Source organism: Pontivivens nitratireducens (assembly GCF_011290545.1).
Classification (GTDB): Bacteria; Pseudomonadota; Alphaproteobacteria; order Rhodobacterales; family Rhodobacteraceae; genus Pontivivens; species Pontivivens nitratireducens.
The window spans coordinates 54,801-79,877 of record NZ_CP049815.1; the positions used below are offsets into that span (position 1 = coordinate 54,801).

Here is a 25,077-nt window from a genome sequence, read left to right on the forward strand (position 1 = left end):
ATGTCGGCACCGATTTATCTTGACCACAACGCTTCCACACCGATTGATCCGGAAGTCTTGGAGACGGTCATACGGGTCAGTCGGGATACATATGCCAACCCATCAAGTGTAGAGCACAGCCAAGGTTCAGCGGCAGCACGGGTTGTTGAGACTGCGCGCGGGCAGATTGCGGGCCATCTCAATTGCAAAGAAACCGAGCTTGTATTCACAGCCGGGTCCACTGAGGCAAACAATCTTGCGATCCTCGGTGCATTTCCTCGACTAAAGGAGGCAGGGCGCGCGCATCTGATCACCACGAAAATTGAGCACCCATCAGTTCTCGCCTGTTTCGATCATCTCGAAGGCCGCGGCGCGCGGGTCACGCGATTGGGCGCTGATGAAGGTGGTCAAGTCTCGCTCGATGAGCTGGTAGAGGCCTTAACCGATGAGACCGGCTTGGTCTCTATCATGGCCGCCAACAATGAGACGGGTGTGCTGCAACCCATCCTGCAAGCAGGTCAGCTTGCTGAGAACGCAGGGGCGCTGTTTCATACGGACTTCTCCCAGGCTTCGGCACTGGTGCCACTTGATCTAAAGAACTCGCCAATTCATCTGGCGAGTTTCTCCGGACACAAGGCCTATGGCCCAAAGGGAGTAGGGGCCCTGTACCGTTCGATCAGAAAGCCACGGGTGAATTTGGCCCCTGTGATGTTTGGCGGCGGGCAGGAGAAGGGCTTGAGGGCAGGGACCCTGAATACGCCTGGGATTGCGGGACTTGGACATGCATTTGAGCTCATCTCAAAGCACGTAGAACGTGACCGGGAACGGATTGGTGCCCTTCGAGATCAACTTGAAAGAGAACTCAAAGAGACCCTCCAAGTGCAGATTAATGGGAACACCCAGGCTCGGTTGCCCAACACGATTTCCATCACAATTAATGGTGTTGTCCCGCAGGCATTGATGCAAAAGCTCAGGAACGATCTTTGCTTCTCCGCATCGAGCGCCTGCGCAACAGAACATGTTGAAACCTCACATGTTCTGCTTGCTATGTTTGGCGACACTCCGAGAGCACGTAACGCGTTCCGATTGGGTCTGGGACGACAAACTCGCCGAGAAGACATCTCTCGGGTAGCTGATCTTTTTGGTCAAGCGGCTCACGAGCTTCTGCTCTTACGCAGTGCTTAGAGCGGCAAGCATGGCAATCGCTGCTAGACGTAGTGAATGAACTTCTGATCCATGAACAAGCCGGGCATGTCTGTTTCTTCTTCAGTGTGATCGACTGCATCTTCCGGAATTTCTTTTTGAACCGAAAAGATGAGTTCCTCGACCAAGTCGCCTTCATTAAACCAAACTTCATGATTTGCCTCCACTCGTGCAATAATAGCTTGAAGGAGAAATAGTACGAGGCGGATCTGAGCATGGAACAGCTCGGTCTGCGTATGACAGGTCTTGTCGTCAGAAGCCTCCCAATCTCGAGGTTCCAAACTCTGGATTTTTCCGTGAAGGATATCGTTCCGGAACTGGCGCAGTAATTCAGCTGAAATACCCAAATAACTGCCCGCAGCGATGGCCTCCTTGAAGGGCTTCTCTTGCGTGTTGATATAAGTACAAGCCCGCGAGTGCGCCTCAAACATTGCTTCATTAAGCCCAAAAATCGGCTGGTGGCCAAACCTTTCGAGTTTATGACGGACAGCCTGTGACGTTGGTTTTTTCCCACGCAAAAACAGAGCCTCACCCGCAATTTCAAAAGCGTTCCAAGCGCCTTGAAAGACAAGTTGTCCGGCAACAAACCTTTCTTTCACATCTGAGACGGCATTGTCGTAGTCGCGAGCCGAGCTGCACATCATACTTTCGTTGAAAACGTCGGTGTAGAGACCAACGCTCTGCAGAGACAGCGCTTGGTGAAGGTTATGATACACTCCGTCCCACGCTGGGCTGACACCTCCCCCTGAAAGACTGGAAACCACCCGAAGAACTCGCAGAGCGTGAGTTCTCAGGGGCGCCAAGTGAGTACCATCAGAGATCCTGGTTCGGCATGCCCAAAGCGCGTCGAAAGGTTCACTTTGCCGCCGTAACTGGTCTTGCAAAATGGTTTCCTGATTGTTCATTCTATATCCAAAGGCGTTTTCGAAGAGGTCGCAATCACTGCGAGCAAGATCCTAGACTTACTCTCCTCAAAACACATAGCGTTTGGAGGATTCAATTGGTAGATTGAAGGGATAGTGGGGCTCTTTTTGGTGCTTTTCTAGTGAGTTATCGGGGAGCCGTAAGCGGAAAACATGCTTTCAAGACTGGGCAAGAAACTCAAAGCTCTCGTGAGCAGGGAAACAGTGAAGACTGTGCCAACCGCTCTGGCCGCCAAAATAGGTGGGCAAAGTCGCTTGATCGCATCCGATGCTGAGAACGTCCCAAAGACTTGGTCAGCTGAACCTGAACCAAGCGGAGCCCCAACGGAATCACGTCAGGATCCGAAACCGGCTCCCGTGCTTGTCTTGGAGAACGTTTCTAGAACGCTTGACCAAACTGAAAGCACCCAGCTTGAAGAAACTACTGAAGCAAGCCAGACAGAAACAGCTGAGGCGAAGGTTGACGACACAGCGCCCGATAAACGGTTAGAAGCCAGGGCAAATTCTGACGACGATTTGACCGTCTTGAGGCTGGGCTTGGCCATCGATGAACCTCTTCATGGCATCTATTCCAAGAAGCCGGCCACGTACACTTCTAGCAGCCGGTCGCGCCAGTTAGAACGTCCCACTTCTCAAAATGTTCCAGAAGAAGAAGAACTTCTGGACTTGGCAATACAGAGTTTCGCATCAACGCGGCTGATCAATGTGTTGCGTAATGCCGAAGTTGAGCTGCCTGCAAATACGGTCGCTGCCTACATGCGAGCGCCTGACGCAGCGCGAGACGCTTTCAGGCAACTCGAAAACTTTGGCGAAAAGACCGCAATGGAACTCGATGACCTTGTCAGAAAGTTCGCGCGCGAAGCCGATCAGAACAGGCAAACCGCGGCTGACAGCATCGTCGATGTAGTAAGAGAAGCCGACTGCTCCGTTCGCCTATTGAACGCAATCTCAGCAAACTCCGATTGTCTGCCAGTCAATACTGTAAGCGGATACTTGAGCGCTCCGGAACGCTCTCGGCAAGCGTTCCTTAAACTGCCGAACCTTGGGCGCAAGTCGGCAGATGAACTCGATCAAGTTTTGCGCAGTTTCGTTCCGAGCGTAACTAATGCTGAAGGTCACCAAGAACTGATCTCAAACGAGGATGGCTACTTCCAACGAGCGATCCGCGCCGCCGAAATGTTCTTTTCCGGAATGCTGTATCCTGATGAACTGTTCGAATGGTCACCGCCGACCAGGCTCGCGAACCTCCTCAAAATTGATCAGTTAGAACATCGAAAGAGTCTTTTAGATTTCCTGAAGACATATGACGAAACCGCCTCACGCATCCGTTCGCTGCCGGGCTGCGGACGAAAGAGCATCGAACAGCTCGACGAAATCGTGTCCAAGTTGATCGAAGCGCGACTCTCAATTTGTGGTGCAGGTAGCGATATTACACTCGATCTTAGACGTTTGTTGCGTGGTGAATTTGTTTCGCACACATCGCTTGCGAGCATAGTTGAACTTGGAAATATCAAGCCTGAAGACATCAAAGACTCCGAAAGTGGTTCGATCGAAGAATTGACGGTAGCCGAAATCATTGAGCGATGTATCTCGTCCCTCAATGATAGGCAGCAAGACATTCTGCAGCGGCGATACGGTATAAACAGAGAGGAGACCGAAACGCTCGAGCAAGTCGCTTCCAGCTATGACGTGACGCGAGAGCGCATTCGTCAGATTGAGAAAAAAGCAAAGCAAAAGTTCGAGACGAAACGCACAAAGAAAATTTTGATTGGCGCGCTGGAGCAAGAAGGGTCGTTGGAAAAGCTCTTCAAGAACCGGAAAATCGTTTCTGAGGAACAGATCAGTGCTGTAAGCAATTTACTGACTCCTGGGGAACGTCTTGCGGTCGATTTGGCGTACGGCAGCTTGAGGTCGTTCCTAGACGCTGAAAGCGTTCGAACCGATGCAGGTTGGATTCAAGAACAAGATCTGCTCTTGATGAACCATGAGCCGGAAGATCTATCTGGATCACTCCGTCAGAGGATCGTGTCTGCAATCCGCGACCTACACCTTCCAATACGCTTGTCTGAGATTGCCTCTTCATTGCCAGACTATCCGCTTTCAGGAATCAAGAACGAGATGATCGAAAGACTGAGTGCAACTTTTCAAGGAGATATAGTTGTCGCCGCTCCACGGCTTCCAAGCTCCCTAAGGTGTGTACTGATCCTAAGAGAAGCAGGACATGCCATGCATTGCGAGGAGATTCGAGCAAGGATGCATGAGCTGTTCGGGAAGGATGAGAGCATTGGCCAAATTGGAAATACATTGGCAGGATTGGAAGAAGCTCTCATCGTTGAGAGAGGAATATATGATCTCTACGAGAACCTAATCCTTACTGACGAAGACATAAAGGAAATTAGGCACCGTACGATAGCGCACTTAGAACACGTTGGCGGGTTTGTGAGCGCTAAAGTTTTGTTCTCCGGCTTGTTCCAGGGGGAGACTGAACGTTTTGGGATCGCGTTTGGACCTTACATGCTCCTTGGCATTGTGCAGGACGACAAGCGCTTCGAGACCAGGCGGGGCCTGATGATCGGTCTCGCATCCGAAGACAACAAGTCTGAGTTCCGGGGCCTTGGTGAAGATGTTCTAACCGTTCTAACAGAAGCGAAACGGTCGATGACGCTCGTTGAGATTGCCGAGGAGCTTGAAGGCCGGAGAGATGTTTTGACAACGTCGATATCAATTGGCCTGGAAAATTCGCCTGAGGCGGTTTCGGTTGGTCGAGGGCGCTTTGACCTGACTGTACGGGTAATCGGGCCAGAAGAGCGCCAAGCAGACCTAACACTGGCTTGCGCAATCGCTTTGGTAAACGGCCCAAAGACGGCATTTGCTCTTTCAGAAGTACTGAGACCCGTTTGGGGCGAGATTCAGACAAGACCGCTACTGAGCTTTCTGAAAAACCGCGTAATTTTCGTCGTCGATCAAAAGATCGTTTCAATTATTGAGCTGCCCGAAGCGGTTGCGAAATACGTGGCAATTCGTGATCGACTTCTAGAGGTTGGCGGTATGGGCGTACCAGACGCTGAAGCCCTGCAAGATGCTCTCGACTCGCGCGGTGCGCCCGACCTGACGCGTCTCGACCACTTGTTCGCAAGCAAGGAAGACGAGCAGGGAGAAGGAGAAGAAATGCTTGGGATGATACTCGGGGATTTTGGTATTGATTGATGTCCCTTGAGACCTTGAAACTCCCTTTTTACGTCACAACGAGCGAGCATGATCCTGTAGCGGATTTCTTCGATCCTGTTCTTGAGCGCGCGCAACGGTATGACATTGCAGTCGGATATTTTAGCAGCGCGTGGTTGCGCGATGCGGCTCATGGCATGGCAACCTTCGCAATCAACGGCGGTAAAGCTAGGTGGGTGATCTCACCCGAGATATCTGTCGAAGACTTCAAGAGCCTTCAGGTTGACGGCCAACTGTCAGATCAGCGTGTCCAAGACTTCATTTCTCAGTCGTATGAAGACCTCTACGACCATCTTACACAACATACGCGAGAAGCGCTTGGGTGGCTTCTCCATGATGGCGTACTGACCTTCAAAGTTGGCATTCCCAAGAACAGGCTGTCCGGAATCATGCATGCCAAACAGGGCATCTTCACTGATGAGTTCGGAAGCCGAGTCGGATTCCAAGGATCGTACAATTTGACCGGCGGAGCTGGTACAAATTGGGAAGCTTTCAGCGTTTTTTGTGATTGGACATCAAGCGAAAGCCTAGAAAGAAACAACCGTATTGCGGGTTCCTTTGATCGAATGTGGAGAGGGCTCGATCCGAACTTGGCGCTGTTTGACCCTTCTTCAGCCGATCTTGAGAGATTCGTCAGCGCGGCCCGAGATAGCTCCAGACACTACGAATTGTTTCCGCCTGAAAAACCAAGTTCTCCTCGTGTACCTGAACACTTCCTGACTGACGGTCGCCTACGTGGCTACCAAGAAGAGGGGATACGTAAATGGTTCAAGAATAATGGTCGCGGGATTCTCCACATGGCAACGGGAACCGGCAAGACAGTGACTGCTTTGACGGCAGTGACGAGGCTGAATGATTTTGTCGCCCAGAAGAACGGCCAGCTTTGCATCGTTGTTACGGTTCCTTATCAACATCTTGCAGAACAATGGGCCCGAGAAGCTGAAGAGTTCGGGTTCGAACCTGTTTTGTGCTACGGCGGCGTCAACCGCTGGATGGAGGAATGCCAAAGGCGCCTGAATGAGCTGCGATCAAAGGCAACGCAGCACGTAATGCTCATCGCGGTCAATGCCTCTATGGCAGACAAGCCATTCCAGTCTGTTCTAGGTTCTTTTGATGGCAACATCCTATTTGTTGGCGATGAAGCGCATAATTTGGGTGCGCCATCTAACCTACAAGCGCTCCCAGAGGGAGCTGCATTTCGACTTGGATTGACGGCGACTCCTGATCGCTACGGCGATGAAGAAGGTACCGACGGTCTCAAGAGGTATTTCGGCGAGATTGTCTTGGACTACGGCTTGGACAAGGCGATCAGCGGAGGGCACCTCTGCCGATATCTGTATTACCCGATCCTTGTGCACTTGGACGAAGATGAACAAGACGAGTACGCGGAGCTATCCACGCGTATTGGAAGACTTTTTGGCCAAGCAGCCAAGCCTGATAGCGACAAAGGCGAACAGCTGAACCGATTGTTGATCAAACGGGCCCGTTTGGTAGGGAAAGCGCGAAACAAGCTGCCGGAGTTAATCAAGCTTCTGAAGCAACAGGGAGACGTCTCACATACTCTGATCTATTGCGGCGACAGCAAGGAAAATGGTCAGCGTTACATTGATACGGCGCTTGCGCGGGTAGGAGGCGAACTAGGGTTGAGGGCAAGCCCCTTCACTTCAGAAGAAAACAATGATGAGAGGTCGAGATTGCTGAAGCAGTTCGCGGCTGGAGACATACAAGCGCTGCTCGCTATCCGATGCCTAGATGAAGGCGTCGACGTACCAATGACGCGAACTGCTTACATCTTGGCTTCATCTGCAAACCCAAAAGAGTTTGTCCAAAGACGAGGTAGAGTACTTCGGCGCTCTGAAGGGAAGACCAGAGCATACATCTATGACTTTATCGTTGTGCCGGATCTAGAAAAATTGTCAGATCAGGCTCCATCCAACGTAGAGCGAACCCTGATGAAACGCGAACTGGCGAGGTTCAACGAATTTGCTACGCTTGCAGAAAACCACGGTGAAGCGCTCTCAGCGATCACCGAGATTAAGAAGAGCCTTAACCTCCTCGACCATTAACGGATATGATGCACGAAATTTCAAAAGGACGCATTTAGAATGAGCGAGCGCACTAAGTCCCCAAAGCAAATTCTCGAAGCCGCCTCCCCAAAAGCGAGAAAAGTCGTGAACGAGATACTATCCATTGAGCATGAGTATCAGAGCTATCGAAACATTGGGGCAGCTGGTAGCGTTGAAAAAGAGATTGCTGCGCGGATCAAGCAACTCATTGAGCGTGAGGTAAAGCGGTGAGGATACTTCGTCTAAAACTCAAGAACTTTCGTCAATTCTATGGCGAGTGTGAGCTCAGGTTCCTTTCCGACGATACATCAAGAATCACCGTTATTCATGGCGAAAACGGATCTGGAAAAACCTCGCTACTGAACGCATTCAAGTGGGTTCTCTACGGGAAGACGGACTTTGATACCGGCGAGCAAACAATCCTTAACGAACTTGCTTTGTCTGAAATCGCTCCTGGAGCGGTTACGGAGCTAAGTATTGAGCTTAAATTCGAGCATGAAGAGGCCACGTACACTGTTCACCGAAAACAGGAATTCAAGCGGACTGGCGAAGCGCTAGACGCCGAACCAATCGGAAAATCAGTTCCAATCCTGTCTTGGATAGATGAACGTGGCAAGTACGAAACGGCTAAAAACCCAGCCAATCGTATCAATCAATTGATACCGGAGCAGATGCACTCGTACTTCTTCTTCAATGGGGAGCGGATCGAAAAACTTGCGAATGTATCTGCTTCTGGTGAAATCCGAGATGCCATTAAGACCTTAATGGGGTTGGAGATTATTGACCGCGCGAGTGATCATCTAGGTCGTTTGGTAATCAAGGACCTGCGCAAAGAAGCAAGCGAAACGGCTTCAGCTGATTACCGCGAGCTTCTTGAGAAAGAGGCAAAGATCAATACTGAGACAGATCAACTCAAACAGGAACGGGACACTGCGACGAAATCAAGTAAGGGCTTCCAGACGGAACTAGATGCCATCAACGCGTCATACGAGCAGATTGCTGATGTCAAGGCAAAGGCAGAACAGAGACGAAGTTTGGAGAACGAAAGAGGCACAATCGAAGGCGAGCTTGAGAGTCTAAGCCAAGAGAGAATGGAGCTGGTATCACAAACTGGTGCACTGGCTTTTCTGAACGATACCGTTACATCTGTCTCCAACGTTCTGGAGGATTGTCGGAAGAAGGGCGAGCTGCCGTACAAGATTAGGCGGACCTTCATCGACGACTTGCTGCACGATGCGAAGTGCATTTGCGGCACAGAACTACAGGAGGGCTCGCAGGCTAGAGCTGCTCTCGAAGGTTATCGAGATCAGGCAACTGGTGAGGATCTGGAGGCCGCGTTTACAGATGTTGTGAGCAACCTAAGAGCAATGCCACGTGAGAGAAATCGGCTATATGCACAGCTCTCGACTTGGTCAGCAAAAGAGAGCGACTACAACAAACGCCTAAAGGCGATTTCTGAAGAGCTCGACGAGATCAGCAGCAGCTTGGGGTCTTCAGATATTGAAGATGTCAAACGCCTTGAAGAGCGGCGGAACGAGTTGACACAACTGCAAGCGGAAGAGCGCTTGAAAATCATCAAGGCGAAAGATGCGATCGAACTGCTGAACGACGATCTGGCCAAGATCAAAAAAGAGATCGAAAAAGTCCAATCCAAATCTCAAAAAGAAGACTTGGCAAGACAGAAGCTTGAGTTTGCAGAAGCCTGCAAGAATCTCGTGGACAGTCTTCATGAGGCTCTGGCCGAGGAGACGCGACACCATCTCTCGTCCAAGGTCAATGACACCTTCCAGAGTATCCTACGTAAAGACTTTTATGCGGAAATTGATCAAGACTACACCTTGAGAATATTCAAAGACGTCCCGGGGGTGGGGAAGCAGCCCGTTTCTGAGAAGTCGACGGGTGAGAACCAGGTCATCAGCTTGAGCTTTATTGCGAGCTTGGTAAACCTCGCAAAGGAACGCAATAAAGCAAAAACGACCTTCTTCAAGGGCGGCGTTTATCCACTGATTATGGATTCACCATTTGGCGCTTTGGATCGTGAATACCGGGAGAAGATCGCACAGCACATTCCCGATCTCGCCGACCAAGTCATTATCTTTGCATCTAACTCCCAATGGAGCAAAGAAGTCGACGATAAGTGTCGCCCATTTATCGGTAAAGAGTACAGCTTGGTCTATCACGCCCCAAAGTCGAAGGGCCGTGAGGAAGATAGTGACTACGTCAAGCGTACCGATGGGCCTGAGTTCACGAAGATTGAGGAGGGCTATCTTGGCCACTAGAGTAAGACGACCCGCCGAATTCGAAGAAATGCTGAGCGAGTTACGGGACGAAGGTATTTTCCCAACTTTCAAGGATGCGCTTGTCTTCGCGGCTGCTCTAGGTTTCCGCCGCGGTAATCGGAAATCCTTCCAGAAGAGCTCTGAACCGATCGATCTTGAAGTATTCAGAGGCGACTTTGATCGCACGATCATGAGCATGATTGCGATCGAAGAAAACAGCGATCCGAAGATGCTTGCTCCTTCGAACGAAGCCGAGCGTGTCTTGTGCTTTGAAGAGTATGCGAACGGAGGTCTTGAGATCATGAAGCGTGAAATCTCGGACGGCAAACAAGACTGGCGGGAAGGGCTGCTATCCCTAATTCATAGGGAAGAGAGTGACCAGACCATTCTTGATGATATTACCGAACTCGCAAATTTTTAGGGTTTAAACGTCGGACCAAGCTAGATGCCATTGCTTCACACGTTTCGTCTGGCTTGGTCGACTATCCTTTCAATTTCCTTAGCTTGATCGTCTGTAAGATTTTGTTCCAATTTAAGAATGAAAAAGAGTACCCTTCGGATCTGAGTGCGACCTTGTCCTGAAGCTTGCTGGAATGCCTCATGCGTAAAATCAACAGTTGCAATAGGCGCAAGTCGCTCTAGAAACCACTCTTCCGAAAAATCCATATCTTTCAACGCCAAAGGCGATAAGGCTCTGAGAGTATCAAATAGCGCCTGCATTCCTACTGTCTTTGTGAGATAGGAACTGATCCCCAGTTCAGTTCCGTAGGCTTTAAAAACAGCGTTGAAAAAATTCGACACGGCTCCCAGTAGAACCTTGTCGCGAGTCTCTAGGTAGATTGAACGAAGCGGTGACCTGTCTGCGTGCGTAGATACACCCAATTTCGATCTATTATTTTCTCGCCCTGTTCTCAGTTCATCAGCGTCTCTTTTGGGTGAGGTCGAAATCAGACGCGTAATCCCATCAACTATAGTCGCAGTAGATATCATCCATCGGTTATCGGCTTTTGCCTCTGCTCGCGTTATAGCAAAGTCATTTTCCGCCGCTACCAAAATACGACGATACAACGGGCTGGATGGATCTGTGTTGAGTTTTCTAGATAAAAAAACCGCGAGCTTCTCAGGAGACCAAAACTCCGGTGGTTCTTCATCAATGTTGTATCCAAAGAGTTCATAAGTTTGACTGCGGTCTACTGGTTTCTGGGTAGAGTTGATGGTAGCAAAAAGATATGCCTGATATGGCCGTGGGAGGTCCAGAAATACCGAGCACAGGATGGACATTCCAAGGCGTCGCTCAGCGGCTTCCGTAAACCCGAATAGGCGATGCTGCCCATCAATAATTGGCGCTAGCGGTTCCGAAGTAGGGATGATCAACTGACAGCATCCACTCCCTTCGGTGTCCTCTTCAACTCTCCACTTTTTGGTGGTGTCACTCAAAGACAGGCCATCCGCCATAACGTAATTTGCGGCGAGGATTATTGAGTTCGGGAACGCTACTTCGGAAGTGCCGATGTACCGACCAATTTCTTTGAGACGTTTTTGATCGATGTCTCTCTGCGACCCATCCAATCGATAGCTATCACCGTCCATCACTGCTCGAAGGCGATCCGTATAGCAGACTTTAAGTAGGGTTTTCGCTGGAATTGCGACAGCATAGAACTCACCCAATGGCTGTTCAATGCGAATTGCTGGAAACCGAGCAAACTCAGATGAAACTTGGTCCGCGCTCATAGCTTGAATCCACCGTTGTCACCTGCGACTGCATCGTCTAACTCGCCGCCAAGCGCCTCGACTGCAGGTACTTGAGAGTATTTGCCGTCATCCCAGTTCGCGATCCACCAAGTAAGAACGGCAATAATTGTGCCTGAAATCAAATAGATAAAGCCATCCCCTTGTGATACGTGATCTTTGAGAGCAGCCATAATTGCTAGAAAAATTATGACCAGTAGGAGCACAATCGCAAAAGAACGGAGGTTCTTTTGTGTATCCTCAACGACAATAATTTGCATACATGACAATGATCCTAAGCCTGCAAAGAACGTGAGAATTGACTTGGCAACGCTTGGATCTTGCCAAATGCTCGACGGGGATACTTGCGATATTCCAGTTTGGCCCGGAGCTGCCAGCGTAAGCCATGCCTCCGCCACCGCCACCCAAACACCCGTCGCACCGATCATCATAGAGGCCAAGAAGAAGAACACGTAAGAAGGTTGGCCAAGAGGGCTAATAAGGCGTTTGGAAAGAGCCGTCATTAGTATCCTCCATTCAGAAGGTGTGTCGTCCTGCCGTTCCTTCGTCCGAAATATCTGGAATAATTTCATGCCCATTGAGACCTCTGCATCGACTTTCGTAGCAAGAGACCAAAGCTTTGCACTTCTACGAACATTAAACCCACATTACGGGCGTTTTTGTCCCAGACAAGAGCAAGTCCATCGAGCAGCAAAGACAAGAATCCTAACGAAATGGGTCATTGGCAGTATCTGCCGTCGCTGATCGGTGCAAAAAGTCGTATTTAGGCTGTTCACCGTCTGCCAAGCCTGCCGAGTCTTGAAAGCTGTGCCAGCATTCGGGCGCCTGTTCCGGTTGCGTCACCCGGACGAGCCGCAGTTGGCCCTCCAGCAGTATTTGGCCGGCTCGGCAAGGCTTGCACGCCGAAGAATTGTCGCGCTCGAAGGGCTGCGTATTCAGCCCCAGTTGCGCCACCGATGGCATAGCGATTGTAAACTTGTTGGCTACCTGCAAGCCCTCTGGCGAAGGCATAGCTTCCCCCGAACCCGGCTGAGAGTGCTGGCATCATGATGTTTCCGGAAATCGCCCGAACCAAGAAAGGCGTTGCTATGATGAAACCCTTTGCCATCAGCACCATCATGAAAAATGGGATAAGGGCCCCTATGTTCGAGGCTCCCTCCGGGTCGCCAAGCTCGGCAAGAAGCGCCCGAGAGACCCCTGTGATCGTCGCGAACACTCCGGCGACGACGATCGGATACATCGCGAATGAAATGAGCGCGGATAACCAGCGCGCGAAATAATCCTTGGTCACCTCGAACAGGGTCAAGAAGATCATCACTGGCGCAATGCCAATTAGCAGAGCGATCATGAGCCGGGACGCCACAACAATGAACGCCGCCAACCCGCCAAGAATCGAGAGCAGCAGAACCCCAACTGTGTCAAGCAAGGCACCCGCCATCCAGTTCAGCTCAGATCCCGCAGCATTCAGATAGTCCCCGAGCGCTGCGATCAGATCGTCGAATTCCTCCGCAAAGGTACCGGACGGACCTGGTGATCCGCCGCCGACAGAAGCCACAAGGGCCCCGGCAATGCTGTCGATCCCATTCAGTATCGCTGAGGCGAGCGCATTGAATTGGAGCCAATTGGCTGCGAAGACCCCTATCAGCCCCACCTTTACGGCCAGCCAAAAGGCAGTTCGCCCATCCATGGCGCGATACTGGTAGATCATGTTGATGAAGACCAGAATGACAACTAGTGTTGTGCCCAGAACCAGCAACGTGCCGACCGTTGCTGCGACCGCACCAAACTGAGTTTCGGCAGCGGTATCTAGATACCCTTCGGACGTTTCCACGAAGTAGGTGACGACACTCATGGATTGCTACCAGTTGCCAACTGCTTCGCAGATTGGCATGGCGGCGCGGCGCAGTTCATTTGCCTGTCGTCGGTATTCGGACGTCGCTTCGACAACGTCCCAATATTCAGATGAAGCATAGCGCTCGGTGTAGAAGCGTACGGCGTCCTCCCAAGTTGGATACCGTGTGAGACAGTCGCAGTTTTGCGAGTCTACGACGCGCTCCATGCTTTGAGCCCGATATATCTGTTGGATCAAAAGGCGCTTGTAGGATTCGCGCACATTGATGTTCTGCATCCATTCCGGCTCGGGTGGTTGGTCTGGGCAAACATTTGGGTGGTTGTCGAGCGTTGGGATCAGGTTCCACTCTGCTACGCCAGCAGTTGTGCCAAAGATCAAGAGCAGGCCAGCGACTGCAATAGCCCGTGTCATTCCGATGCCGCCTTCATTGTACCAGTCTCACGCTTCAAGAAAGTGGTGTAGCCGTAGTCGCCGGCTTCGGCGGTGATAACCTCCCACCCTTCCGCGCCGCGCTCATTCAAAGCACGTCGCACCTCGTCGTAGTCCTTTTGCTTCTTCACCGGAAAGAACAGGATGTCATATTCAAAGGTTTTCATGGGGAAGTTCCAATCTCAGTTGCGCCGGGGAGGTAGAATTCGGTGATGCCGCGTTTGCCGTCATGCCGACCGGCCTGGATGATCACGTCGATGGAGTTCTCGATGTACTGGATCATGTCGGCATAGGTCATCGGGATCTCGGTCTTGAGTGCTGCGATCGCGAGGCGCTGCACGGCCAGTTGCGGGGTTTCGGCATGCAGCGTGGTCATGGACCCGCCATGGCCGGTGTTGATGGCTTCCAGAAAGGTCATGGCCTCCTTGCCACGCACCTCGCCCAGGATGATCCGGTCGGGGCGCATGCGCAGCGTGGCGGTGAGAAGCACATCGGCGGTCTGGAATTCTGCGTCGCGATTGGCGATGAGTGTCACGGCATTGGGCTGGGTCGGCAGAAGCTCGGCGGCTTCTTCGATGGTGACGATGCGTTCCTCGGCCGGTACGTGAGAGAGGATCTTGCGCGCGGCGACGGTCTTGCCGGTGGAGGTGCCACCCGAGACGATCATGTTGAGTTTGTTCTCGACGCAGAAGGCCAGCGCATCATCGATCAAACCCGCGGTCACCACTGCGCGCAAGGCGCGCTTCTTTTCGACGCGCAGGTCTTCGAGCTTGCGCTCTTTGCCATAGAGAAAATCGAGCGCGATGCCTTCAAGCGGCAGGCTTGAGAAGAACCGCAGGCTGATTGACATGGCCGAGAGCACTGCGGGCGGGGTGATGACCTGTGCGCGGATCGGGCGCCCCTTGTAGGTGATCGAGACCGAGACGATGGGGCGGTCCTTGCTCATCGTGGTATTGGCCGAGGAGGCGATCTGGTTGCCGAGGTCCCTGACCTGAACGCCCGTCAGCCTTTGATCCAGCGCGCGCATGAAATGATCGCCCTGGAATTCGCCCCAGCAGGTCCCGTCTGGGTTGATGCAGATCTCGATGACATCGTCGCGAGCGGCGGCGTCGATCCGGTCGAGCGAGGTTTCGAGATAGCTCAGCGACATGGGCTCAGAATATCTCCAGATCGCGGTCGACCATGACGGTGACGCGCGCGCCCTGGTCGACATAGATGACGGGGCCGATGGAGAGGTAATCGCCTATGACGCTGTCCGTGGCATCTGCCAGATCATCGCCAACGTCTTCGAGAACGTCGGCGGCAGTCTCATCCTGGACCTCGGAGGCGGCGGCACTTGGTGCCGCGGAAATCAGCGAGATCAGGGCGGCCGACCCGAAACGCTCGGCAAAACGCGTGTCCACGAAACCCGTGACGCCGGAGCGGCCAAGTTCATCGCCCCCGAAAGAACTGATCTGGACGGTCTGGCCCGCGGGCAGGATGATCCGGTCCCAGGCGATCGTGACGCGGCGCTGCGCGATATCGACGCCCGCGCGGTAACGCCCGATGAGACGCGATCCGCGCGGGATCAGGAGGCGCGTGCCATCGACGCTGTAGACATCCTCGGAGACCACGGCACGGGTCTGGCCGGGCAGGGAGCTGTCGAGGGCAGTTTCCATGACGGCCTGGATCATCGTGCCCTGGATGATGGTGTTGGAGGGATTGGCGATGACTTCTGCCTGCGTCACCGAAGTGGGCAACGCGCCGTTCAGCACAAAATCCGTCACTTCCCCAAAGGTCCGTTCGGTCAGAGCCGTCTCATTCGCACCCGAGGCACCACCAAAGGCGATGGTGGGCGAGGCGATGCGCCGCTCCTGGAAGGCGCGTTCCTCCGCCGCGCGGCGTTCAAGTTCTGCCAGCCGCCGTGCCTCTTCCTCGCGGCGGAGCCGTTCTTCCTCCCGCGCGCGCAATTCGTCCTCGGTAGGACCGACGGGTGCCGGAAGCGGGCGGTTAGCCTCGAGCTGCGCAAGTTCGAGGTCCATGCGGATTTGCTCCAACTCCCGATCGCGGGCAGTGAGTTCGTCTCGGAATTGCTGCTGTGCGGCTTCCGAGGCGGCTTGCAGCGCCGCGATCTGCGTGGTCAGCGCATCGATCGCTTCGGCGGCAGCCGTGTCTTCCTCGACCACCGGTTCGGGGGCGTTGCGCAATTCCTCGATCTGGGCCTGAAGGGCGGCGAGTTGCGCCAAAAGCTCGGCGTTCGGTTCCACCGGTTCCGGTGCGACCAGAACGACTTCGGGCTCGGGTGGGGGGAGGGTTTCGATCGCGCCAAACCCGTCGCCTTCGTTCTGGAACACGTCCGGCGTGGCCGTAGGCAGAGCTTCCTCTTCCTCGGGCTGGGAGAGGAGATAGAGCAATGCACCGCCGGCACCGATCACGAGGACGACGACTAATGCGAGCAGCGGTGAGCGCCGTGGGGCAGGGGGCGAACCTGCGCCTTTGCCCTGCTCGAGGGCGGCGAGTCGTTTTTCGAGGTCCGCGTTTCCGGTATCGCTCATGATCCCACCCCCGCAGGCGGTGTGGCCTCGATACAGACTACCTCTTCCCCGATCCGCAGGACCCACTGCCTGTTCACCCCCGAGACTCGGATCACGCCGTCCTCGGTGGCTTGCGTGTTGACCGTGCGCTCACGGCTATTGGCGTAACGGAAGATCGCGGGCACCGGCGCGTTCCGCGGAAATTCAAAATACGTGAAGGTCCCGTCATCCCAGACGCGGGTCGGGGTGAATTCGGTGCGGGCGCTAGCACTGTAATTGTAGTTTGGCGCTTGGGCCGCGATGGCATGCGTGGGCCGCGCATTGTCTTCGGGGTAGCGGAACTGCACGACGTAGAAAGTCGGGCTGCGGGTCTCCTGGACATTGAAGTAGTAGCTGCGGCGGTTGGTATAGACGGTCACATTGGTATGGACACCGCGCGCAACGGGCTTGATCGCGAAGGCCTGGCCGCCCGGCACGCCGTCGATCTCAAAGCCCTCCGTGTCGCCCGCGATGATTGAGCGGATGCTTTCGCCCTCGCCGAACTCGACCGTGGTCACATGGGTGAGCGACACGCTGAGGCGGTAGACCTGACCCTCCTGGTAGGTGGCCAGCCGCACCCGATTGTCGTTGGGCCCGCCGCGCGGGATCGCTTCGGCATGGGCGAGGACCGGCAGCAGGGCAACTAGGCCAGCAACAAAGAACTTACTGATCAAACTAGTTCTCCAATCTGTCGGAGCGGATGGAATATTCGAGGACGGTGAAGCCGAATGGATTGGTCCAGACCTCATCGATGGAGCGGCGGGTCTCCGGGCGGAACTCGAAAAGAAGCGTCGCAGTGAAGAGGCCGGTCTGGGTGCCGTTAATGGACGTCAGGCGCTTGCGCAGGCGGACCGTCGCGCGGTTGGTTCCGATCCGGTTGATGCTGAGGATTTCCACGTCGAGCCGAGCATTGGGGCCATAGACCGTCGGCGGGTAATTCTCGTTGGCGCTGTTCCAGATCTGGCGCAGCCCGCTCTCGGCAGCTCCGTCCGAGCGGCGCAGGACGCTGCGGATGCGCAGGTCGTTGTCGAGCTGGTTGTAGACCTCGCGGTCGGTCACATAGCGGAACACTTCCGCCTCGATGATCGCCTGGTTGGCTGTGACCGAAGTCGCGCCCACTGAAGCCTCGGGCAGGGCAAAGCCGGTGGCGGGATCATAGGGCACGACCACAGGCGGCGGATCGACATCGAGAATTGCGACAGCCGCCGCACTCAGGCATCCGAGAATGCCGAAGACGAGCCCGATGAGCCCAAGGCGCTGCCAGAGCCGTTCACGGCGCAGGGCACCATAGACCAGCTCTTCTTCGATGATTTCTTGTTCACTCGCCACCCGTCATGCCCCCGCGATCAGTCTGCCCGGAGGTCTGGCAAGGTGAAATCCATGAAGCGCTGCTCCTCGGCGATGGTGGCGGCATCGATCACGCCGCCGGTGCCATCGCCCACGGTCTGGATGGCTTCGAGTTGCCACATGGCGACCAGCGCAATGGCGAGCTCCGCGGTCACGCGCGTGTTGAGGTCGATACTTTCCTTGAGTTCGTCCATGTCGTCGATGAGCCCGACAAGGCGGTCTACCCGCTCGAGCGATTGGCCGGCATCCTCATAGCTGTTCTGGGCGGCGGCTGAGACGAGCGCGCCGGTTGTTGCCTGCGTGGCCACACGGTTGGCCCCGGGATTGCCGCTGGTGGCCATTTCCGAGAGCGTGTCTTCATCGAAGCCGAGATCGGCCAGAACCCGGTCCATCTGGGTTTCGATCTCGCCTGCGCCAGAACCGGACAGGCCGGAGAAATCCCCCGTCTTGATCGCCTCAATCGTGGCGAGGATGTCGCCGAACTCCTGGTCGAGCAGGCCGTTCAGCTCATCTTCCATCTCGGTGCGGATGATTTCCGGAAGCTCGGCAAGGCGGGTGAGGGCCTCGTAGGTGCGTTGCAATTCGCCAAGTTGATCCGTGAGTGTGGCAAGCTGTTCGCGGAGCTGCGTCAGCTGCTCGTTCTGCAGGATCTCGTCTTCGATCATCTGCCGGAGCTGCTGGATGTTTTGCGCGATGTTCTGGGTATCGACGACGGGCACGCCTTGTGCTGCGGCAGGGGGTAGGGCGCTGAACTGCAAGCCAACGCCAAGTGTCGTGGCCAAGGCCGCTCTCAGAAACTTCCGTCTCATCAATCAATCTCCCTGATCGTAAAATCCATGAACGCGCCTTCGGCCATGCGGGCGCTGGCCTGGGCCAGCTCCTCGGCAGAGAGCACGCGGGTGCGGGCGGCCTGAAGCCGGATGCGGGCGGCCACGAGACGCACGAGTTCGGCGCGGGCATAGGTATTGAGCGCGACGCTTTCCTGTACGTCTTCCGTCGCGGAAATCCGCGTGACGATGTCTTGGATACGCAGGGCAGCTTGCCTGATCGCGGCGGGCGAGTTGTTGCCATAGAAAGCCGCGCCATGCCCGGTCATCGAGAGGTTGGCATTGGCCAGAAGCGCGGGGTCGATCGTGCCGAGCGCGTCTATCCCGCCGATGCGGCTCAGATAGAGATTGTAGCGTTCGGGAATGACCGTGACGTAGTGCTGGGTCTCGGCGAAAGGCGGCACGCCCCCATATTCGAACACGCGACCGGGTCCGGCGTTATAGGCCGCGAGGGCGTTGATGATGTTGCCATCGAAGGTGTTGAGTTGTGTCGCGAGATAGCGTGCGCCGCCATGCACCTGCAGGTAGGGGCTGTCGTAATACTCCGGGTTGATGCCCAGATCGCTGGCGGTGCCCGGCATGATCTGGGTGAGACCATAGGCGCCGACGGGAGAGCGTGCACCGATGGTGAAACGGCTTTCCTGCCAGATCAGCGCCTGTAGGAGTGCGCGCCATTGGACCGGGGAGAGGCCCGCGCGGCCCACGCCCGCAAACCCGCTGGTTTCTTGAGCGACGCGGATGATGAGTTGCTCGATGTTCTCGGCGGCGTCGCCGAACATCTGTGCACCGCCGGGATTGGGGTCGATCTCACCCGTGCCATAGACAGCCTCGACGGACCGCGCCGGATCGCCGCTGCCGCTTTCCAGCCCAGAGACCATCGCGGGCAGGCCCTGACCGCCGAAGCTGGTCTGGGCATCGAGGATGCGCTGCAGGGTTGCGAGTTGCTTGCGTTCGATCTCGGCAATGAGTTCGCGTACGGCGAGCTTGTCGGCCTGAATGGCCAAGTCAGCCTCGCGGTCGCTGGTCTCGACGATATCGCGCGCGGTCAGCCCGCTGTCATTGGTCGGCACACCTTGGGACAGGGCGAGACCGGGCAGCAGGCAAAGCGCCAGGATATGGGGCAGCTTAGACCTCAACGTCACCCTCCGGTGCGCCAAGCGGTGTGAAGCTGCAATCGGGCGCGACGGGTGCCGTGGACGCAAGGAATGTGAAGCAGTTCGCCTGCGGCTCCCGGTACTGGGTGCAGGAGGCCAGCGCGCCAAGCACAGCCAAAGCGATAAGAATACGGATCATGAAAGCCTCCAAAAATCTGGGCGGTCGCGGTAATCGGCGCCGACAAGCGCTTCGCCCTTTTCCATGCCGCCAAGGATCGTGAGATTGGGCCCAAGGGCGCTCAGATCGGCATCAACGACGATTGAGCCCTGATCGTCGCGGATCAGTGCGAGGCGGCTGTTGCTGCCCGTGTTGAGAAGGACGTCGAGCTCCTTCTCCGTGAGGTTCAGCATGGCGTAATCCGAGGCACTGGCGCGGATATTGGGCAGCAGGATCTGCGTCGGAACGGCTTCGACGATGGTCTTGCCGGTCCGGGTGCGCTCAAGCTGGCTGGCATATTGCGTCATCATCACCGCTACGGTGTTCTGCTTGCGCGCAGTCACGAGCCAGTTCGACAGCCGTTCGGCGAAATATGCGTTGTCGAGCGCCTTCCAGGCCTCGTCGATCACGATGATGGTGGGGCGGCGGTCCTCGATCTCGCGTTCGACCCGGCGGAAGAGATAGGACAGGACCGCCATCCGCTCCTTGTCGGCTTCGCTGTCGAGAATGCCGGTCAGATCGAAGCCCACCACATCGCCTTTGAGCGAGAACGTGTCCTCGAGGCTCTGCCCGAAGATCCAGCCGTAGCGGCCGTCTTCGGTCCACTCGAGCAGGCGCTGGTGCAGATCGCCGCCATCGTCGGTGGACACAAAAAGCGATGCGAAATCCCGCCAGTTCCGCAAGGCGGGGTTTGTGGCCTGCGCGTTCTGGCGCACGACTTCTTGGATGCGATTGGTCTGGGCAGGAGTGAGCGGCTTGTCGGCGCGGTAGAGCAGGGTGGCAAGCCAGTCCGAGAGCCAGGCGGTGCCGCGCGCATCGGTCTCGGTCCAGAGCGGGTTGAGGCCCGTGGGCTGACCGGCGTTCAGGGACGCGTAGCGCCCGCCATTGGCGCGGACCGCCATCTCCATACCAAGACGGTAATCGAAGACGAAGATCCGCGCGCCTGCGCGACGGGCTTGCGTCATCAGAAAGGCGGACAGCACCGATTTGCCCGACCCGGGCCGACCCATGATCAGGGTATGCCCGCTGGTCGGTTCTTTGTCCGGGCTGCCCTGCTCGTGGTAGGAAAACCGGTAGGCGCTCTGCTCGGGCGTGGGCAGATAGGTGATGACCTTGCCCCAAGGGGTTTTCTCAGCAGGTTTGCCAAGCTGCGTGCGATGAAACGCCCCAAAATCCGCGAAGTTGCGGTTGGTGATCGCACTGGCACGCACGCGCTTGGGCTGGTTGCCGGGATGCTGGCTGAGGTAATGCGCCTTGGCCGCGACCCGCTCGCCGATCATCTTCACGCCTTCGGCCGCGGCAGCGTTGACGATCTCGGCGCTGAGGGTCTGCAATTCGTCGAGCGTGTCACAGAAGATCGTCACCACCATGTGGTGCTCGCCGAAGCTCTGGCGCTTGGCCTCCAGATCGTCGGCGGCGATGTCGAGGGCTTCCATGAGCGACAGGGCCGCATCCTGGGAGGCTTGCATCTGGCGCTTCTGCCGCTTGATGCGGCCCGCCATCAGGTTCGAATTGATCGGCGTGAAGGAATGCGTGACGATCATGTCGACTGGCAGGTTCAGCATGTCGAACATGGTGCAGGAGGTGGCCTCGGAATATTCCCCGATGGTGAAACTCTTGCCGTAGCGATGCCCCACGACGCCTTCGGAAAGCTCGAAATGATCGCCGTGAAACGTCACGCGGGTATTGGCGACGTTGAAGGACAGAAAGCCGTAGGTGTTGGCCGGGTAGAGCGGCAGCTCGGTGCCCGTGTTGAGCGCGCCCAAAAATCCCACCAACTCTCCCGATCCGGCTGACAGCAGGCGCGGCTTGAGCTCGGTGAGCCCAGAGAGGAAGACGTTCACGGCCTCACCGAGGCGCTGCAGGCGTTTGCGGGTCTCCTCCTTCAGTCGGTCCGGCGCGCTGCGGCTCAGAAACGGCAGGAGACTTTTCGGGGGTGGGCGGTGAATGACGGTGAGCGTCAGTGTTTTGTCGCGGAGCCCGCTGGTCTCGAGTTTCGCGCGCCAGCGCCGGTCCACCTCGCCCGCGAAGCTGTCCTCACGGATGGGGTCGAGATCCGGTTTGATGGCCTTGGAGACCTTGTGGACGTAATAGCTGAATTCCGGCCCGAGCTGCGCGACGATGCGGGCAAAGAGCGCCGTCACCTTGTCGAGATAGGCATCGTCGGTCGTGTAGCTGTTGATCCCCTCGAGCCGGATGCAGCGGAAGAGTTCGTTCACCCGTGTCCGCACGGTCTGGTCGTCGACGAGGCTCACATAGGGCAGCATATGCGCGAGGCGGGTCTCGCGCGCATACCAGTCCGGCGTCATTGTGCGGGCATCGAGCGCATCAACACGGGCGTCATCACGGGGCATAGCTGTCCCCGCCATGAATGGACCTGTTGCGCGTGGGCGGTGTCTCCTGCAGCGCTGTCATCATCACATCGATGAAGCGCGGGTCCCAATCTGCGGCCTTCCAAAGCACCGGGTAGAGCAGGGTGGCCACGCCCAGCACCGCGATGTGCTGGACCCAGACGAACAAGAGCACCGAACCGAAGAGCCAGACCATCGCGTACATGATGGGCAGGCCCAGAAGCTTCGGCGGGCGCACGAGGCCGAGAAAGAGAGGCGCGCGCTCAGCCACCGGCAAAGACCGCGGCAACGATGGTGGGGGCGGCCGCAACACCGGCGATCCCGACGAGGACCCAGAGCGCCTGGCGCAGGTCGATGATGTTGAAGAACCAGCTCAAGAAAACGCCGAGGACCGCGAGCGTCGCGATCACAACACCGAGCGGACCTGTCAGCGCATCGACGATACCCTGCAACAGGCTCTGGATCGGGGAGAGATCGATGCTTTGAGCAAGGGCCGGTTCGGCAATCAGCAGGAATAGCGCCAGCGAGGCGACAAAGAGGTTTGAAATCCAACTTGTTTGGAAAAATTGGTATCGCCAATGCACTGCCGCGCTGCGCGCTCTCGTGACATTACCGATAAGTGTTTTGAGGAATGATTTCCAAAAAGGTTGGGACATCATGAATTTGATCCTTCCAATCGGGCTACGACAGCCATGACGCGGGCCACGTGGTTCTGGGTTTCTCGGTAGGGGGGAACGCCGCCATACTGGCGGACCGCATCGGCCCCGCGTTGTAGGCCGCCAGCGCCAGATGCGGATCGCCGAAGGTTTCCAGCATCATCGCGAGGTAGCGGGCGGACCCGTCGAGGTTCTGCAGCGGATCACGCGGGTCGACGCCGAGATCACGGGCAGTGGCGGGCATCAGCTGGCCAAGGCCAATGGCGCCCGCGCGGGAGACTGCATCCTGCCTGTAGGCGCTCTCCACCTCGATATTGGCGCGGTAGAGAGCCAGCCAATCCCTCACGGAGAGCTCTGCGCGCCGCAGGCCCGGATGGCCGGCATAGCGCAGGGCCGTTGCCTCGATGCCCGAGAGAACGTCTGCGCGGGGCAGGGGTGCTGGCTGGGCGAGTGCCGCAAACCTCAGCGCGTCAGGTTCGGAAGCTGCTTCAGTCTCGCCAAGAATGGCCAAACCATCGGACGCTGATCCCTGACCAATGCCGTCATTGTAGTTCCGGGCAAAACCGCTCTGAGACCGGGATGGGGTCAGAGAGCCGTCGCTCTCCATGACCAGGACCATTTGCGCTGAGGCAGGTGCTGCGACCAGCCAGAGACAGACAAGGCTAGGTGTCAGCGCCCTTGTCTGATGGGGCTTTGTCTGGCGGCGCAAGTTTGTGCGTACGGCTTGTGCCCGCCTCAAGCGGCAGATCGACATGCGCAAAGCCAAGGCCAATGAAGAATGACACCACGCCGGAGATCGTCTTGAACTCGCGGATCTTGATATCGTTGTAGGTCGTCCGAGTGCGGGCGGTGACGAGGAGCTTTTCCACGCCTTCGTTGGAGACCACACGCATGATCCAGACCCCGTAATAGCTGGGGCCTTTCTTGTGTGCCGATTCTTGGCACAGGATTTCTGCGCTATAGCCGCTTTCCACGAGTTCGCGGAACCTGGCTTCCGTAACCACATTTGGTGCTTCGATGTCCCAGTTCATGGCCCGGCTCACGCTTTCTCCAATGGCGCGACCCCAGGCATTCCCACTTGAAGCCCAGAGTTACGATAGTATATTATCAACCGCAAGATGTAATATCGTGCTTTAGCTGTAGTTTGGTTACGCAAACACTAGTCACGGCCAGTGTCCGCGATCAAGGAGATAACAGGTTTGAGAAACCCAAGGTTGACATGCCTGCTCCCATTACAAGCTGTGGCCCTTCTGATCTGCGTTCCCGGGCCGGTTTTGGCGGAATCCTGCTTTGCGCCATCTCGTCCTTTCCTGCCAAGCGATTCGCAGGCCGCGCGGGACTATGCGGATATCATCCGCGGGGACTTCGAAGATTACATTCAGGATATCCAGAGCTACTTCCGGTGCCTCGACGGCGAACGCGCCCGCGCCTACGAGGAAGCGCGCGAAGTCAGTGAGGACTACGGCCGATTTCTGCAATTGGTAGGGGATTGATGGGCAACCTCGGGAGCATCAGACTTGCAGCCCATGGAAACCAGACGCCGATAACACCCTCAAATATCTACTTTTTAGATAACAGATTTCATCCGCTAGCGACGTCACAAAAGGTATGTGACGCGTGGCGAAAACAATCAGAAGCAAGGGACAAGTGGCACTCTGCCAGGCGTTGGTCGATGCGCGTAAAAGCGCAGGCTTGGGCCAGGACGATTTGGCGGACAGGCTCAAGTGCCATCAATCCCTCGTGGCGCGCATTGAAAGCGGCCAGCGCCGGGTCGACGTCGTCGAACTGGTCGTCCTCGCCCGCGCCATCGGCTTTGACCCCTCCGAGGTTCTGGCGATCGTCGAAGCCGCCACGGAGCCCGACCACAGGATTTGAAGTCAATGAATTGTTGAGAAACCCGGAACCCATTTCCCCGGTCTGATGATCATTCCCTCCTCGAGGACCAGTTAGCCAACATCAAAGAGGCCCGGCGCGCGGTCGTAGTGAACGCTCTGCAAACCCACGCCGCAATTCGCAGCGCCACAGTGCAGGAAGTCAGTAAACAGTGAACGAAGATAAGGGTGAGGGCGTCGCGATCGCCAATCTGATCGGGACCGATGGGTGCAGTGTTGTTGGTTGGGTTTATCGCTGGAGTACAGGCTCACATGCGGTGATGTGGGACGTCCAAGGGCCCCAGCAGGTATCGGAAACCCGGCCCGATATAAGTGACGAACAGAAGCAAGAAATCGACTTCGATGCGCTGACGAGGATCGGAAGAAGCGACGACAGGTGAACAGAGCGAAGCCGCGGTGTTGCCGAAACGCCAAACAGCATGTGGACCGCGACGTG

26 protein-coding genes and 1 pseudogene are annotated in these 25,077 nt (G+C 56.1%); 9 read left to right on the forward strand and 18 right to left on the reverse strand.

The window, feature by feature from the left end; genetic code table 11:
• A complete protein-coding gene (locus G8E03_RS16315) occupies positions 1 to 1,164 on the forward strand; it encodes a cysteine desulfurase family protein (protein ID WP_166195108.1) in 1,164 nt (387 codons plus the stop codon).
• Between the two features lie 23 nt (positions 1,165 to 1,187).
• Here G8E03_RS16315 and G8E03_RS16320 read toward each other — a convergent pair whose 3' ends face one another.
• The gene (locus tag G8E03_RS16320; RefSeq protein WP_166195111.1) at positions 1,188 to 2,087 is read right to left on the reverse strand and encodes a hypothetical protein; all 900 of its coding nucleotides are present in this window, start codon (positions 2,085 to 2,087) and stop codon (positions 1,188 to 1,190) included.
• Between the two features lie 171 nt (positions 2,088 to 2,258).
• Between G8E03_RS16320 and G8E03_RS16325 the strand changes: the two genes are divergently transcribed.
• From G8E03_RS16325 to G8E03_RS16345, 5 genes are read left to right on the forward strand one after another with little or no spacing between them, the layout of a single operon-like run.
• Complete coding sequence (locus G8E03_RS16325; RefSeq protein WP_166195114.1) at positions 2,259 to 5,312, forward strand: sigma factor-like helix-turn-helix DNA-binding protein; 3,054 nt, start codon at positions 2,259 to 2,261, stop codon at positions 5,310 to 5,312.
• Positions 5,312 to 7,396: a DNA phosphorothioation system restriction enzyme gene (locus G8E03_RS16330; RefSeq protein ID WP_166195117.1), complete on the forward strand. Its 2,085-nt coding sequence runs from the start codon at positions 5,312 to 5,314 to the stop codon at positions 7,394 to 7,396. The genes G8E03_RS16325 and G8E03_RS16330 overlap by 1 nt, the downstream gene beginning before the upstream one ends.
• 39 nt (positions 7,397 to 7,435) lie before the next feature.
• Complete coding sequence (locus tag G8E03_RS16335) at positions 7,436 to 7,627, forward strand: hypothetical protein (RefSeq protein WP_166195120.1); 192 nt, start codon at positions 7,436 to 7,438, stop codon at positions 7,625 to 7,627.
• Positions 7,624 to 9,675: an AAA family ATPase gene (locus G8E03_RS16340; RefSeq protein WP_166195123.1), complete on the forward strand. Its 2,052-nt coding sequence runs from the start codon at positions 7,624 to 7,626 to the stop codon at positions 9,673 to 9,675. Before G8E03_RS16335 ends, G8E03_RS16340 begins: the two co-directional genes overlap by 4 nt.
• Complete coding sequence (locus G8E03_RS16345; RefSeq protein ID WP_166195126.1) at positions 9,665 to 10,096, forward strand: DNA phosphorothioation-associated protein 4; 432 nt, start codon at positions 9,665 to 9,667, stop codon at positions 10,094 to 10,096. Before G8E03_RS16340 ends, G8E03_RS16345 begins: the two co-directional genes overlap by 11 nt.
• Positions 10,097 to 10,131: 35 nt before the next feature.
• Here the strand turns inward: G8E03_RS16345 and G8E03_RS16350 are convergent, their stop codons facing one another.
• The 17 genes and pseudogenes from G8E03_RS16350 to G8E03_RS16430 form a co-directional block, all read right to left on the reverse strand.
• Positions 10,132 to 11,406 carry a DNA phosphorothioation-associated DGQHR protein 1 gene (locus G8E03_RS16350; RefSeq protein ID WP_166195129.1) on the reverse strand — a complete coding sequence of 425 codons (1,275 nt, stop codon included), beginning with the start codon at positions 11,404 to 11,406 and terminating at the stop codon, positions 10,132 to 10,134.
• Positions 11,403 to 11,927 (reverse strand): hypothetical protein, encoded by a 525-nt coding sequence (locus tag G8E03_RS16355; RefSeq protein ID WP_166195132.1) that lies wholly within the window; start codon positions 11,925 to 11,927, stop codon positions 11,403 to 11,405. The genes G8E03_RS16350 and G8E03_RS16355 overlap by 4 nt, the downstream gene beginning before the upstream one ends.
• Positions 11,928 to 12,196: 269 nt before the next feature.
• The gene (locus tag G8E03_RS16360) at positions 12,197 to 13,276 is read right to left on the reverse strand and encodes a TrbL/VirB6 family protein (RefSeq protein ID WP_166195134.1); all 1,080 of its coding nucleotides are present in this window, start codon (positions 13,274 to 13,276) and stop codon (positions 12,197 to 12,199) included.
• Between the two features lie 6 nt (positions 13,277 to 13,282).
• On the reverse strand, positions 13,283 to 13,687 hold the full coding sequence (locus G8E03_RS16365) for a hypothetical protein (protein WP_166195137.1): 405 nt from the start codon (positions 13,685 to 13,687) through the stop codon (positions 13,283 to 13,285).
• Positions 13,684 to 13,872 (reverse strand): hypothetical protein, encoded by a 189-nt coding sequence (locus G8E03_RS16370; RefSeq protein WP_009820227.1) that lies wholly within the window; start codon positions 13,870 to 13,872, stop codon positions 13,684 to 13,686. The genes G8E03_RS16365 and G8E03_RS16370 overlap by 4 nt, the downstream gene beginning before the upstream one ends.
• Entirely contained in the window at positions 13,869 to 14,855 is a 987-nt protein-coding gene (locus G8E03_RS16375) for an ATPase, T2SS/T4P/T4SS family (protein WP_166195140.1), read from the reverse strand. Before G8E03_RS16375 ends, G8E03_RS16370 begins: the two co-directional genes overlap by 4 nt.
• Positions 14,856 to 14,859: 4 nt before the next feature.
• Positions 14,860 to 16,239: a TraB/TrbI/VirB10 family type IV secretion system protein gene (locus G8E03_RS16380; protein WP_166195143.1), complete on the reverse strand. Its 1,380-nt coding sequence runs from the start codon at positions 16,237 to 16,239 to the stop codon at positions 14,860 to 14,862.
• The gene (locus tag G8E03_RS16385; RefSeq protein ID WP_009807513.1) at positions 16,236 to 16,931 is read right to left on the reverse strand and encodes a TrbG/VirB9 family P-type conjugative transfer protein; all 696 of its coding nucleotides are present in this window, start codon (positions 16,929 to 16,931) and stop codon (positions 16,236 to 16,238) included. Before G8E03_RS16385 ends, G8E03_RS16380 begins: the two co-directional genes overlap by 4 nt.
• 1 nt (position 16,932) lies before the next feature.
• The gene (locus tag G8E03_RS16390; RefSeq protein ID WP_166195146.1) at positions 16,933 to 17,586 is read right to left on the reverse strand and encodes a VirB8 family type IV secretion system protein; all 654 of its coding nucleotides are present in this window, start codon (positions 17,584 to 17,586) and stop codon (positions 16,933 to 16,935) included.
• A 17-nt stretch (positions 17,587 to 17,603) separates the two neighbouring features.
• Positions 17,604 to 18,413: a type IV secretion system protein gene (locus G8E03_RS16395; protein ID WP_166195149.1), complete on the reverse strand. Its 810-nt coding sequence runs from the start codon at positions 18,411 to 18,413 to the stop codon at positions 17,604 to 17,606.
• Positions 18,413 to 19,501, reverse strand: a complete 1,089-nt coding sequence (locus tag G8E03_RS16400) for a lytic transglycosylase domain-containing protein (RefSeq protein WP_166195361.1) — start codon at positions 19,499 to 19,501, stop codon at positions 18,413 to 18,415. Before G8E03_RS16400 ends, G8E03_RS16395 begins: the two co-directional genes overlap by 1 nt.
• A gap of 55 nt (positions 19,502 to 19,556) precedes the next feature.
• A complete protein-coding gene (locus G8E03_RS16405; RefSeq protein WP_166195152.1) occupies positions 19,557 to 19,724 on the reverse strand; it encodes a hypothetical protein in 168 nt (55 codons plus the stop codon).
• Positions 19,721 to 22,096 (reverse strand): VirB4 family type IV secretion/conjugal transfer ATPase, encoded by a 2,376-nt coding sequence (locus tag G8E03_RS16410; protein WP_166195155.1) that lies wholly within the window; start codon positions 22,094 to 22,096, stop codon positions 19,721 to 19,723. Before G8E03_RS16410 ends, G8E03_RS16405 begins: the two co-directional genes overlap by 4 nt.
• The gene (locus G8E03_RS16415) at positions 22,086 to 22,364 is read right to left on the reverse strand and encodes a VirB3 family type IV secretion system protein (RefSeq protein ID WP_166195157.1); all 279 of its coding nucleotides are present in this window, start codon (positions 22,362 to 22,364) and stop codon (positions 22,086 to 22,088) included. The genes G8E03_RS16410 and G8E03_RS16415 overlap by 11 nt, the downstream gene beginning before the upstream one ends.
• Complete coding sequence (locus G8E03_RS16420; protein ID WP_027246639.1) at positions 22,357 to 22,641, reverse strand: TrbC/VirB2 family protein; 285 nt, start codon at positions 22,639 to 22,641, stop codon at positions 22,357 to 22,359. Before G8E03_RS16420 ends, G8E03_RS16415 begins: the two co-directional genes overlap by 8 nt.
• A gap of 107 nt (positions 22,642 to 22,748) precedes the next feature.
• Positions 22,749 to 23,368, reverse strand: a pseudogene (locus G8E03_RS16425) (lytic transglycosylase domain-containing protein).
• A gap of 43 nt (positions 23,369 to 23,411) precedes the next feature.
• Positions 23,412 to 23,780, reverse strand: a complete 369-nt coding sequence (locus G8E03_RS16430; RefSeq protein ID WP_166195159.1) for a hypothetical protein — start codon at positions 23,778 to 23,780, stop codon at positions 23,412 to 23,414.
• Positions 23,781 to 23,990: 210 nt separating this feature from the next.
• On the opposite strand from G8E03_RS16430, the gene G8E03_RS16435 reads away from it, so the two are divergent.
• From G8E03_RS16435 to G8E03_RS17660, 3 genes are all read left to right on the forward strand, one after another.
• Complete coding sequence (locus tag G8E03_RS16435) at positions 23,991 to 24,242, forward strand: hypothetical protein (protein ID WP_166195161.1); 252 nt, start codon at positions 23,991 to 23,993, stop codon at positions 24,240 to 24,242.
• Positions 24,243 to 24,366: 124 nt separating this feature from the next.
• Complete coding sequence (locus G8E03_RS16440) at positions 24,367 to 24,624, forward strand: helix-turn-helix domain-containing protein (protein ID WP_108895410.1); 258 nt, start codon at positions 24,367 to 24,369, stop codon at positions 24,622 to 24,624.
• Positions 24,625 to 24,793: 169 nt separating this feature from the next.
• Entirely contained in the window at positions 24,794 to 25,021 is a 228-nt protein-coding gene (locus tag G8E03_RS17660; RefSeq protein ID WP_108895409.1) for a hypothetical protein, read from the forward strand.
• Positions 25,022 to 25,077 lie beyond the last annotated feature (56 nt).